A 12695-nucleotide genomic window follows, 5' to 3' on the forward strand; every position below is an offset into this window, starting at 1 on the left:
GCTCCGCGGTGCGCTACGCAGTTCCGCTGCCGAAGGAGCCGTACGTATGCCGGTGATGCTGACGATGCACGGTGTGTCCAAGAGCTTTCTCGGGGTGCGGGTCCTGCACGACGTCGACCTGGACCTGCACGCGGGCGAGGTGCACGCCCTCGTCGGGGAGAACGGCGCGGGCAAGTCGACCCTGATGAAGGTCCTCGCCGGGGAGCACGTGCCCGACTCCGGAACCATCCGGCTCGACGGCGCCACACGTCGGTTCAGCCATCCCGCGCAGGCCCAGGCCGCCGGGATCGGCATCATCCACCAGGAGTTCGCGCTGCTCGCGCACCGCACCGTCGCCGAGAACGTCTTCCTCGGCCGCGAACCGACCCGCCGCGGACTCGTCGACCGGCGCGCCATGCGCGAGCGCACCGCGGAACTCCTCACCGAGCTCGGTATCGACGCCACCGAAGGACTCACCCCCGACACCCGGGTGCGCGATCTGTCCGTCGCACGCCAGCAGACCGTCGAGATCGTCAAGGCGCTCGCCTCCGACGTACGCGTCCTGGTCATGGACGAGCCGACGGCGCCCCTCGCCGACCACGAAGCGGGCCTCCTGCACGACCTGGTGCGCCGTCTCGCCCGGCGCGGCCTGGGCATCCTCTACATCTCGCACCGGCTGCGCGAGGTCTTCGAACTCGCCGACCGCATCACGGTGTTGAAGGACGGACGGCACGTCACCACCGTCCCCACCGCCGACACCGACACCGGCCAGGTGGTGCGCGCCATGGTCGGCCGCGAGCTGAGCGCCTACTACCCGCCGCGCGCACGCCCCGAAGAGCTCGGCGACCTCACGCTCACCGTCACCGGCGCCGGCAACACCCGGCTGCACGGCGTCGACCTGGACTTACGGGCGGGCGAGATCACCGGTATCGCGGGCCTGCAGGGCTCGGGCCGTACCTCTCTCGCCCGCGCCCTGTTCGGCGCCGCCGCCTTCACCCACGGCACCATGACCGTCGGCGGCCGCGCCCTGCGCCCCACGAGCCCGCGCCAGGCCATCCGCGCGGGCATCGCCCTGGTCTCGGAGGACCGCAAGAGCGAAGGCCTGGCCCTGCGCCAGTCCGTGCGCGACAACGCCCTGCTCGTCACCCGGGCCGTGCCCGCGCGCGGCCGGCCGCCCGCAGGCCGCGGGCTCACCGCGCTCCTCGACCGGGTACGGCTGCAGGCACGCGGCGAGGACCAGGAGACCCAGTACCTGTCCGGCGGCAACCAGCAGAAGGTCGTCATCGCCAAATGGCTCGCCGCCCACCCCCGGGTGCTGCTCTTCGACGAGCCCACGCGCGGCGTCGACGTCGGCGCCAAGGCCGCCATCCACATCCTGGTGCGCGAACTGGCCCGCGACGGACTCGCCGTCCTCCTGATCACCTCCGAACTGCCCGAGCTGATCGGTATGAGCGACCGCATCCTCGTCATGTCCGAAGGCCGGATCGCCGGTGAACTGCCCGCGGGCGCGGGCGAGGAGGACATCATGCGCCTGGCCACCTCGGCGGGACAGGGGGCGGCATGACCCCCACGACGCTCACCCCCGCCCCCGTGAAACCCCCGGTGAAGAAGGTCTCCCGGCTCACCGACCCGGCCGTCGGCGTCTGGCTCGCGGCCGCCGTCGTCACCCTGCTCGGCTGGCTCGTCGTCACCCTCGACGGCGGCTCCTTCCTCACGCAGGCCAACATCACCGGCATCCTGCAGAACAGCGTCGCCCTCGGCCTGGTCGCCGTCGGCCAGAGCGCCGTCATCCTCACCGGCTCCCTCGACCTGTCCGTCGCCTACCTCATCGGACTCGGCACCCTCGTCGCCGCCGAGACCATGGAGAACGGCGGTGTCCTGACCGCGATCCTCGCCGTCCTCGCCCTGTCGGCCGCCGTGGGCCTCGCCAACGGCCTGGTCGTCACCGGACTCAAGGTCAACGCGTTCATCGCCACCCTCGGCACGGCGTTCATCCTGCGCGGCTGGATCGAGGACAACTACACCGGGCCCGCGGGCAAGGTCTCCGCCGGCTTCCAGCGCCTGGGCTACGACCGCATCGGCCCCCTGCCCGTCTCCCTGTTCCTGCTCGCCGCCGTCGCCGCCGCCGTATGGCTGCTCACCAGAAGGACCCGGCTCGGCCACCACATGTACGCCACCGGCGGCGACGAACACGCCGCCCGCCTCTCAGGCGTACGCACCCGCCGCACCGTCGTCGCCGCGCACGTCCTGTGCTCCCTGTGCGTGGGGGCAGCCGCCCTGTTCCTGGCCGCGCGGCTCGGCGCGGGCGCGCCGTGGGCGGGCACCGAGGCGCGCTACGACCTGGAGTCCATCGCCGCCGTCGTACTCGGCGGCACCGTACTCGCGGGCGGGCGCGGGGGAGTGGCGGGCACCCTCGGCGGCGTCCTGGTCCTCGCGGTCCTCGACAGCGTCTTCAACCAGCTCTCCGTCGACCCGTTCTTCAAGAACGTCGTGCGCGGCGTCGTCATCATCGCCGCCGTCGCCCTGTACGCCCGCCGCGGCGCGAGGAGGCCCGCATGACCACCGCAACCGCCGTCGCGGGCAAGCGCATCAGGGTCGCGCTCGGCGCCGGCGCCCCCGTCTACGCGCTCCTCGTGGTGCTGCTCGCCGCGCTCGCCCTGACCGACCCGGGCTTCTACGAACCCGACCGCTTCCTCGCCTTCGTCAAGCGCGCGGCGCCCCTGGTGATCCTCGCCGCCGGGCAGTATCTGGTCATCGTCAGCGGCGAGTTCGATCTGTCGGTGGGCGCGATCGTGACGGCGGGCGTGGTCGTCGCCGCCGAGCTGTACGGCTCCTATCCGGAAGCCCACTGGCTGCTCGTCACCCTCGCTCTGCTGCTCGCGGGGGCGGTCGTCGGGCTCGCCAACGGGCTGATCTCCACGGCCCTGCGCGTCCCGTCGTTCATCACCACCCTGGGCATGACGCTGATCCTCGAAGGCGCCGTCTTCTACTGGACCGGCGGCTCCCCGCAGGGCTCCCTGCCCGAGGACTTCCGTGCCCTCGGCCGCGGCACCGCCCTCGGCTGGCTGCCCTGGGCCGTGCTCGCCTGCGCGGCCACCGCCGTGTTCGCGGTGTGGCTGATGCGCCGTGACTTCGGCCGCACCCTCATCGCCACCGGCGACAGCGAACGCACCGCCGCGCTCTCCGGGGTGCGCGTCCACCGTGTGCGCGTCCTCGCGTTCGTCCTGTCCGGGGTGGCCGCCGCGCTCGCCGCGGTCCTCGTCGGCGGGTTCTCCGGGGTGTCCGCGCAGGCCGGCCGGGGCTACGAGTTCGAGGCCATCACCGCCGTCGTCCTCGGCGGTGTGGCGCTCGGCGGCGGGCGCGGCTCCGTACTCGCCGCGATGGCCGGGGCGTTCTCGCTGCAGGCCCTGTTCACGCTGCTCAACCTGCAGGGCGTCTCCGGCGCCCTCGAATCCACCGTCCAGGGCGTGATCGTCATCGCCGCCGTCGGCATCGGAGCCGCCGACTTCGCGCGCCTGCGCCGCCGCCGACGTACGCACTCCTCGGGAGGAACCCCCTCATGAGCCGCCACCGTCCCCTGCTGCCCGGCGCGGCCGTGCTCCTCGCCGCCGCCCTGCTGACCTCCTGCACCAGCGACGCCCCGCCCGACGGCCCTGCAGGCGCCTCCCCGAGCGCGTCCGGCGCCGGCGACGGCAAACAGTCCAAGTTCTTCCAGCAGGCCGAGTACGAACGGCAGCTGGAACTCGCCAAAGCCACCCCCCAGGGACCGGACGGCAAGCCCTGGGAGCAGATGATCGAACCAAAGATGGCCGACACCGCGGCCTACAAGAAGAAGGGCTCCGGCGGCATCCACCTGTGCTTCTCCAACGCCGGAGTCTTCAACCCCTGGCGCCAGGTCGGCCTGAAGAACATGAAGGCCGAGGTGAAACTGCACGACGAGATCGAGGAGTTCACCGTCCTCGACGCCCAGGGCAAGGACGACAAGCAGATCTCCGACATCCAGGAACTCACCGGCAGGGGCTGTGACGCGCTGATCGTCTCGCCCAACACCACCGCCACCCTCACACCCGCCGTGAAGGAGGCCTGCGGCAAACTCCCCGTCATCGTCTTCGACCGCGGCGTCGAGACCGACTGCGCCGTCACCTTCATCAACCCCATCGGCGGCTACGGCTACGGCGCGGTCGCCGCCGACTTCCTCGTGGACAAGGTCGAGCCCAAGGGCAAGATCCTCGCCCTGCGGATCTCACCCGGCGTGGACGTCCTGGAGAACCGCTGGTCCGCGGCGAAGGTCGCCTTCGACAAGAGCGAACTCGACGTCGTGGACGTCAAGTTCACCGAGGGCGACACCGCCAAGACCAAGTCGGTCGTCGCCGACGCCCTCTCCCGGCACGGTTCCATCGACGGGGTGTGGATGGACTCGGGGGCCACCGCCGTGGCCGCCGTCGAGGCCTTCGAGGACGCGGGCGTGGACGTACCGCCGATCACCGGCGAGGACCAGCAGGACTTCCTGCAGGCCTGGAAGGACAAGAAACTCACCGCCGTAGCCCCCACCTATCCCACCTTCCAGTGGCGCACCCCCGTCATCGCGGCCCTGCGCGTCCTCGCGGGCAAGCAGGTCCCCGAGGAGTGGAAGCTGCCCCAGCCCACCGTCACGCAGGACAACCTCGACGACTACCTCAAGGACGGCATGCCGCCGCTGCACTACGCCATGTGCGGCTGCGAGAAGCTGCCCGGGTTCCCCAAGGACTGGGGCGGCAGGAAATGACCGCGCCCTCGCGCATGCCCGGCAGGCCGCCCGTACGCAAGGTGGGCGCCAACCCGTGGATCTGGCACTCGCCCGTCACCGGCGAAGCCCTGCGCACCGTCCTGCCGCGCCTGGCGGGCTGGGGCTTCGACTGCGCCGAACTGCCCCTGGAACAGCCCGACGACTGGGACCCGGCGAGCTGCGCCAAGCTCCTCCACGCCACCGGCCTCTCCCCGGCCGCGGTGATCGCCGTGATGACGCCCGGACGTGACCTGGTCGCCGCCGACCCGGCCACCGTGCGCACCACCCAGGACTATCTGCGCCGCTGTGTGGACTCCGCACACGCCATCGGCGCACCGGTGGTGGCCGGGCCCCTCTACACCGCGGTCGGGCGGACCTGGCGCATGGACGCGAAGGCGCGGTCCGCCGCGTACGCCGAATGGCGCGAGCACATCGCACCGGTCGCCGACTACGCGCGGCGCGCCGGGGTGCGCCTGGCCGTGGAGCCGCTCAACCGGTACGAGACCAGCCTGCTCAACACCGTCGCCCAGACCCTCGACGCCCTCGACGGACTGCCCGCCGACGCCATCGGCATCGCTCTGGACACGTACCACCAGAACATCGAGGAACGCTCCCTGCCGGCCGCGGTGCGAGCCGCCGGATCCCGCATCGTGCACGTCCAGGTGTGCGCCAACGACCGCGGCGCCCCCGGCGCGGACCATCTCGACTGGCCGGGCCTTCTGCGGGAGTTGAACGCCACCGCCTACCAAGGCCCCCTGTGCATCGAGTCGTTCACCGCGCACAACGACGCCATCGCGGTCGCCGCGTCCGTATGGCGCCCCCTCGCCGACACCCAGGACGCACTCGCCACCGACGGCCTGGGCTTCCTGCGCCGCACCCTCGCGGCCCTCTGACTCCGGCACCCCTCGTACCACTTCATCCGTACGACGAGGAAGGACCAGGACCAGCCCATGGACTGTCATGCCCGTGCCATACCTCGTGACTTACGTCGTGCCCTACTTCATGCCATACCTCGTGACCTACGAAGAGCCGTCGTCGCCCTGCTCGCCGCCCTGGCGCTCGCGCTGACCGCGCTGCCCGCCACAGCCGTCGACAAGGCCCCGGCCTTCCGCGCCCTGCTCTTCACCAAGGCGGTCGGATACGTCCACGACTCCATCCCCGCCGGGATCCAGATGTTCAAGGAGGAGGCGGCCGAGAACGACTTCGAGGTCGTCCAGACCGACGACGCCACCGTCTTCGCCGACGACAAGCTCAAGGACTTCGACGTCATCGTCATGCTGCAGAACTCCGGCATGGTCTGGGACACCGACACCCAGCGCGCGGCGATGCAGAAGTACGTGCGCTCCGGCAAGGGCGTCGTCGCCCTCCACAACACCCTCGACATGGGCGTCGAGGAGCAGTTCCCGTGGTGGGACGACACCATCAACGGCGGCGCCCATATGCCCGCCCACTCGCCGGGCGTCCTCAAGGGCACCGCGAAGGTCGCCGACCGTGTGCACCCCTCCACGAAGTCCCTTCCCGAGCGCTGGGAGCGCCCCGAGGAGTGGTACAACTTCGACAAGAATCCGCGCGGTGACGTGCACGTTCTCGTGACCGCCGACGAGACGACCTACGACCCGGGCGGCGCGGCCATGGGCGCCGACCACCCGATCTCCTGGTGCCGCAACACCGAGGGCGGCCGGGTCTGGGCCACCGCGATGGGCCACGACAAGGCGTCCTACAGCGAGGCGTACTTCCGCGACCACGTCGTGGGCGGCGTCAAGTGGGCCGCGGGCAAGGAGCCCGGCGACTGCGGGGGCACCGTCTGGAACGGCTACGAGAAGATCACCCTCGACGACAACACCGCCGACCCGATGGAACTGGACGTCGCCGCCGACGGCAGGGTCTTCTACGCACAGCGCAGCGGCGAGGTGAAGATCTTCGACCCGGCCACGCACCAGACCGCCGAGGCGGGCAAGCTCGATGTCTACACCGGCGGCGAGGACGGTCTGGTCGGCCTGGAACTCGACCCGAAGTTCAAGGACAACCACTGGATCTACCTCTACTTCGCACCCGCCGGCGCCACGGACGACATCAACCGCCTCTCCCGCTTCACCGTCACCGACGGCAAGCTCGACAAGGCGAGCGAGAAGAAGCTCCTGGACGTGCCCGCCTACCGCGACCGCACCTTCCCCGAGCCCGGACACACCGGCGGCGCCGTCGAGTTCGGCCCGAACGGCACCCTGTATCTGTCCACCGGCGACGACGTACCCCCCAACCTCGACCCCAACTGGCAGGGCTACGCGCCGCTCGACTGGCGTCCGGGCAAGCAGATGCTCGACGCGGCCCGCACCGCGGGCAGCACCAATGACCTGCGCGGCAAGATCCTGCGCATCAAGCCGACGGACGCCGGCGGCTACACCATCCCCAAGGGCAATCTCTTCGCGCAGGGCACGGCCAAGACCCGACCCGAGATCTACGCGATGGGCTTCCGCAACCCGTTCCGCTTCACCGTCGACCCCAAGACCGGCTATGTGCACGCCTCCGACTACGGCCCCGACCGCGGCGCCCCGACGACCCCACGCGGCCCGGAAGGACTGGTCGAGTACAACGTCATCAAGAAGGCGGGCAACTACGGCTGGCCCTTCTGCCACGGCAACAACCAGGCGTATGCCCCCTACAACCCGGACACCCAGGAAGTCGGCGCGAAATTCGACTGCGCCAAGCCGGTGAACCCGTCCCCGAACAACACGGGCCTGAAGGACCTGCCGCCGCTCGTACAGCCCGAAATCTGGTACGGCTACGGCGAGTCCGAGGAATTCCCCGAGATGGGCTCGGGCGGCTCGGCGCCGATGAGCGGCCCGGTCTACCACTACGACGCGAAGAACCCGTCGAAGACGAAGTTCCCCGCGTACTTCGAGGGCGCGAGCTTCTTCTACGAGTGGGCACGGAACTCCGTGAAGGAGATCCGCTTCGACCAGGACGAAAAGCTCCTGAAAATCAATGACTTCATGAAGTCGGTCAAGTTCACCAAACCCATGGACATGACCTTCGGCCCCGACGGCTCGCTCTATGTCCTCGAATGGGGCTCGGAGTTCGGCGGCGGCAACAACGACTCGGGTCTGTACCGCATCGACTACGCCCAGGGTCAGCGCAGCCCGCTCGCGAAGGCCACGGCATCGGCGACCAACGGCCCGGTACCGCTGAAGGTCGACTTCTCCAGCGAGGGGAGCAAGGACCCCGACGGCGATCCGATCACCTACTCCTGGGACTTCGACGGCGACGGCACCGCCGACTCGAGCGACCCCAATCCCTCCCACACCTATACGACGAAGGGCGACTTCACCGCACAGCTCAAGGTCACCGACTCCACCGGCAAGTCCGGCTACGCCAACATCCCCGTCACGGCGGGCAATACGGCGCCCACGGTGAAGGTGGAGACCCCGCTCGACGGCAAGCTCATCACCTTCGGCGACAAGATCCCGTACAAGGTCACGGTCACCGACCCCGAGGACGGCCCCGTCGACTGCGCCAAGGTCACCGTCAACCCGGCCCTCGGCCATGACGACCACGAGCACCCCACCACCGACATCCCCGGCTGCGAAGGCACCGTCGACACCGGCGACCTCGGCGGCCACCCGGAGGGCGCGGACCTGACCTACGTCCTCAACGCCAAGTACACGGACAAGGGCGGCGACGGGACCTCCGCCCTGACCGGCTACGGACGCTCCGTGCTACAGCCACGGCACAAGCAGGCCGAGTACCACGACGACCAGTCGGGCACCCGGATCGTCTCCCAGGCGGGCGCGGAGAACGGCAAACGCATCGGCGACATCAGCAACGGCGACTGGATCGCCTTCTCGCCGATGAGCCTGGACGGCATCGCCACCGTGAGCCACAAGGTGTCATCCCCGTACGGAGGCGGTGCGATAGAGCTGCGCTCCGGAGCCCCCGACGGCAAGCTCCTCGCCACCACGCCCATCCCGAACACCGGCGGCTGGGACACCTACCAGGAGACCCCGAAGGTGCCCGTGGAGGCCCTGGCAGGCGGCGGCCACAAGCTGTATCTGGTGTTCACGTCACCGCAGAACAACGCGTTCGACGTGGACGCGGTGCAGTTCCACGCGGGCGGCTGACCCGCACCGCACGCGCGGCCCGGGGCCTCAGGCCTCGGGCCCCGCCATGTGGTCGCTGATCCACTTGATGCTGCTCTCGTCCATGCCCCGCAGATACGACTTGGCGTTGTGGTCGCCGCCCTGGATGACCTGCAGATGGGTGTGGACGGGGCCCTTGTTGCCGTACGTCGCGAGGTACTTGTCGACCTTCTTCTTCTCGTTCTTCTCGTTCGTCCCGTACTGGAACGCCAGATAGACGTCGGGGCCCTTCGCCGCGATCAGCTTCTTGGAGAGCTCCTCGGGGTTGTTCGCCGCCATCGCCTGGCGGTCGCCGTGCCACAGCGGCGAGTCCGGCACGATGTCAGGACCCGAGGCGATGACGGTCTTGAACTTGTCGGGGTGCTTGAGCACCGCCTTCAGGCCCGCGAAGCCGCCCGACGAGGAACCCATGAACGACCAGCCGTCGCGCGACTTGAGCGTGCGGAAGTTCTGCTTCATCAGGTCCGGTACGTCCTCGGTCAGCCAGGTGCCCATCTTCGGCTGGCCGGGGATGTCACTGCCGTCCCAGTACAGGCCGCCCTCGTCCGTGTGCGGGTTGAGCACCGGCATGGCGAGCAGGAACGGCTTGCTCTTGCCCTCCTGCACCCACTTCTCGATGGACGACTCCAGGTGCAGTCCGCTGTCGGACATCCAGTAGTTCGTGGGGAAGCCCGGACCGCCCGGGAGCGCGATCATCACGGGGAAGCCGCTCTTCGCGTACTTCGGGTCGCTGTACTCCTTGGGTGCCCACACCCACACCTTGCCCTTGAAGCCGGACTTCTTTCCGTCCACGTCGACCACGGCCACGTGCGTGCCGTTGTCGAGGGTCTCGGCGTTCTTGAAGGCGGCGGCCGGGCCGGTCGGCATGAGCGCCTTGGCGCCCGCGGCCCGGGTGCCCGTACCGGAATCCGCACCGGGGTCCGTGCCGCCCGGCCCGAAGCTGACCGGCTCGCCCTTGTCCGTGAAGGGCGGAATGTCGAAGTGGCTCATCACCGGCCAGGCGATCAGCGCGAGCGCGGCCACCGAGGCCACGGCCAGGAGCAGGCGGCGGCCGCGGGCGGGGCGGCGGTGACCCCGGGGAGCCTGGGGCGGGGCGGAGAAGTGGCTCATCACGTCGTTCCGGTGCTGCTGCCCCGGAGGGCATGACGGCTGGTGCGCCCTGGGAGAGCCCCGCACAGGGGACGAGGTTCCGCGCTTTACCCAAACCTGACCAATCGCCTACTGCGGCATTAATCCATCGCCGCTTGGGCTGCGAGCGGCGGGGCCCCGATGGATGATCACGTCATGGACCCGAGCGACGGTGGCAAGGACGGCGCTCCGCAGGCCGAGGACGCCGCCCCGCAGACCCAGGCCGCCGCCCCGCAGACCCAGACCCAGACCCAGGCCGAGGCCGTCGCCGAGCGGCACGCCGGCTGGAACGAGCTGTTCTTCGACCTGGTCGTGGTCGCGGGCGTCAGCCGCCTCGCGCACCTCCTGCACGAGGGCCCGGACCCCGCGGACCTCGCCCTGTACCTCGTCCTCTACCTGGCGTTCTGGGTCGTCTGGTCCTCCTTCGCCGTCTACGGCAACATCGCCGCCGAGCAGACCCGCACCCGCAATCTGCTGCTCGCCATGCTCGGTATGGCCGTCATGGCGGCCTCCGTGTCGGGCCTGCACGCATCGGGCGACGTGCAAGCCGTCGCCTTCGTCGCCGCATACGTCGCGCTGCGCTGGTTCGCCGGGCGGGTCTGGAAGCGCGGACAGATCGTCACGGACTGGCCCCTCGCCCAGCTCGGCCTCGGCGCGACACCCTGGCTGATCTCCCTGCTCACTCCGGAGCCCTGGCGCCCCTGGCTGTGGGCCCTGGGCATCGCCATCGATCTGGTGGTGCTGCTCACCGCGTCGTCCGACGCCACCGTGCGCAATGCCGCCCAGCGCTACCGCCGCGCCGTGGAACACCGCGGCCCGCCGCCGGGCAGTCCCCGTGACGGACAGCAGCCCGTCGTCGCCGCGGCCCACACCGACAGCGCCCATCTCGCCGAACGCCTCGGCCTTTACGTGATCATCGTGCTCGGCGAGGGCCTCATCCAGGTCATCGACGCCGCCGCCGACGAAGAGCACTGGAACCTGCCGCTCGCGGCCACAGGCCTCGGAGCCTTCGCCCTCCTCGCCGCCATCTGGACCCTCAGCCTCCGCTACGGCTACGACGGCGTCCCCGGCCTCCAGGCCAGCACCCTCGCCCCGCGCTACGCCCTGTTCCTGCACGCCCTGCTCACCGCCACCCTGGCCGCACTCGCCGCGGCCCTCGGGCTCGCGGTCGCGCACGCCGACGGCCCGCTGCCGGCCGGCACCCGGATGCTGCTCTGCGGCGCCATGACCCTGTACTTCCTGATCGGCACCGGCGCCGCCCTCACCCGCAGTCACGGCCGCGGCCGGCTCCTGAGGGTGGCCGTGCCGTGCGCCCTGGTGCCGGTCGTCCTCGCGGCCGCCGGGCAGCAGCTGCCGACTCCTGTACTGGTGTGGCTCCTTGCCGCCACGGTGGGCGGACAGATCCTGCACCACTCGCGTTCTTCCGCGGCGCTCAGCTCAGGCCTGAATGCTCAGGCCTGACCATTCAGGCCTGAGCATTCGGGACAAGCCGGAGGCCCACGGCGCGCCCAACCCCAACGCGCGCCGTGGGCCTCCGCTCCCCGTCAGCGAGTTCCGACCGCGGCGCGCACGGCCCGGCGGGCCAGGGCGCAGTCGTCGTGCAGCCTCCTGAGAAGCAGGCGCTGTTCCTCGCCGGACGGCGCAGCACCGGATTGGGCAGGGCCCGGTGCCACCGGGGCCGTATCGCGCATGGTGCGCTGCACAGCCGTTTCGTACGTACGGATCTCCCGGGTCAGGACCAGCATCAGGTTCACGAGGAACGCGTCACGTGCCGCGGCCCCCGAGGACTGGGCGAGCTGGCTGATCTGACGGCGCGCCACCGGGGCGTCGCCCAGGCAGGACCACAGCGTCGCCAGGTCGTATCCCGGCAGGTACCAGCCCGCGTGCTCCCAGTCGACCAGGACGGGCCCCGCCGGTGACAGGAGCACGTTCTGCAGCAGCGCGTCGCCGTGGCAGAACTGGCCCATGCCGCCGGGCCCCGCGGAGTGCGCGATGCCGTGCAGAAGCTTCTGCAGATCGCCCAGATCACGGTCGGTGAGCAGACCCAGCTCGTGGTAGCGGGAGATCCGGGAGGCGTAGTCCAGCGGGGCGTCGAACATTCCCGCCGGCGGACGCCAGGCGTTCAGCCGGCAGATGGCGCCGAGCGCGGCCCTGATGTCGGCCCGCGGCGGAGCCTCGGCCGGGTGGCGTTGCAGGGCCGCCACCCGGCCGGGCATCCGCTCGACCACCAGCGTGCCGTTCTCCGGGTCCGCGGCGATCAGCCGGGGAACCCGTACCGGCGGCCGGTGCCGGACGAACGCGCGATAAGCAGCTATTTCGTGCTGGATCCGCTCCGACCACACGGGGGAGTGGTCCAGTAAACACTTGGCCACCGCGGTGGAGCGCCCGGTCGTGCCGACCAGGAGCACGGAGCGTCCGCTGCGCCGCAGGACCTGGACCGGATTGAACTCCGGGCAGATACGGAGCACCGAGGCGATCGCGGTGCGCAGCTGAGCGCCCTGAGGGCCGGACAAGTCGAGTCTCCCGCTGAGCGGTTGGGTGCCTTGCCCCGGCGTACGCCGCACCCGTCCCGGCCCGAGGGCCGAGCCTCCCTGCCGGGTGGGGTCCAGATACGGGCCGCTGCCCTGTCGGGGAACGGGCGGCCGGGGCGGAGCGGACACGGAGGACGATGCTGCGTACATGGGCGATAC

Annotated in this window: 9 protein-coding genes; 7 read left to right on the plus strand and 2 right to left on the minus strand. The window is 70.6% G+C overall.

The features are described from left to right. Positions 1-55: 55 nt before the first annotated feature. Genes ACFQVC_RS06145 through ACFQVC_RS06170 form a run of 6 tightly spaced genes read left to right on the plus strand, consistent with a single transcriptional unit; the run spans position 56 to position 8859 of the window. Entirely contained in the window at positions 56-1543 is a 1488-nt protein-coding gene (locus ACFQVC_RS06145; RefSeq protein WP_381828261.1) for a sugar ABC transporter ATP-binding protein, read from the plus strand. Continuing rightward, on the plus strand, positions 1540-2538 hold the full coding sequence (locus tag ACFQVC_RS06150; protein ID WP_381827352.1) for an ABC transporter permease: 999 nt from the start codon (positions 1540-1542) through the stop codon (positions 2536-2538). Before ACFQVC_RS06145 ends, ACFQVC_RS06150 begins: the two co-directional genes overlap by 4 nt. Beyond that, entirely contained in the window at positions 2535-3542 is a 1008-nt protein-coding gene (locus ACFQVC_RS06155) for an ABC transporter permease (protein ID WP_381827354.1), read from the plus strand. Before ACFQVC_RS06150 ends, ACFQVC_RS06155 begins: the two co-directional genes overlap by 4 nt. Further along, on the plus strand, positions 3539-4744 hold the full coding sequence (locus ACFQVC_RS06160; RefSeq protein WP_381827356.1) for a substrate-binding domain-containing protein: 1206 nt from the start codon (positions 3539-3541) through the stop codon (positions 4742-4744). The genes ACFQVC_RS06155 and ACFQVC_RS06160 overlap by 4 nt, the downstream gene beginning before the upstream one ends. Continuing rightward, a complete protein-coding gene (locus tag ACFQVC_RS06165) occupies positions 4741-5637 on the plus strand; it encodes a sugar phosphate isomerase/epimerase family protein (RefSeq protein WP_381827358.1) in 897 nt (298 codons plus the stop codon). The genes ACFQVC_RS06160 and ACFQVC_RS06165 overlap by 4 nt, the downstream gene beginning before the upstream one ends. Before the next feature lie 57 nt (positions 5638-5694). After that, a complete protein-coding gene (locus ACFQVC_RS06170; RefSeq protein WP_381827360.1) occupies positions 5695-8859 on the plus strand; it encodes a ThuA domain-containing protein in 3165 nt (1054 codons plus the stop codon). 27 nt (positions 8860-8886) lie between these two features. Here the strand turns inward: ACFQVC_RS06170 and ACFQVC_RS06175 are convergent, their stop codons facing one another. Beyond that, complete coding sequence (locus tag ACFQVC_RS06175) at positions 8887-9987, minus strand: alpha/beta hydrolase (RefSeq protein WP_381827362.1); 1101 nt, start codon at positions 9985-9987, stop codon at positions 8887-8889. 174 nt (positions 9988-10161) lie between these two features. On the opposite strand from ACFQVC_RS06175, the gene ACFQVC_RS06180 reads away from it, so the two are divergent. After that, positions 10162-11466: a low temperature requirement protein A gene (locus ACFQVC_RS06180; protein ID WP_381827364.1), complete on the plus strand. Its 1305-nt coding sequence runs from the start codon at positions 10162-10164 to the stop codon at positions 11464-11466. An 83-nt stretch (positions 11467-11549) separates the two neighbouring features. Here ACFQVC_RS06180 and ACFQVC_RS06185 read toward each other — a convergent pair whose 3' ends face one another. After that, a complete protein-coding gene (locus tag ACFQVC_RS06185) occupies positions 11550-12686 on the minus strand; it encodes an aminoglycoside phosphotransferase family protein (protein WP_381827366.1) in 1137 nt (378 codons plus the stop codon). Positions 12687-12695: the final 9 nt, after the last annotated feature.

The sequence above is a fragment of the Streptomyces monticola genome, from assembly GCF_042665355.1.
Taxonomy (GTDB): domain Bacteria; phylum Actinomycetota; class Actinomycetes; order Streptomycetales; family Streptomycetaceae; genus Streptomyces; species Streptomyces monticola.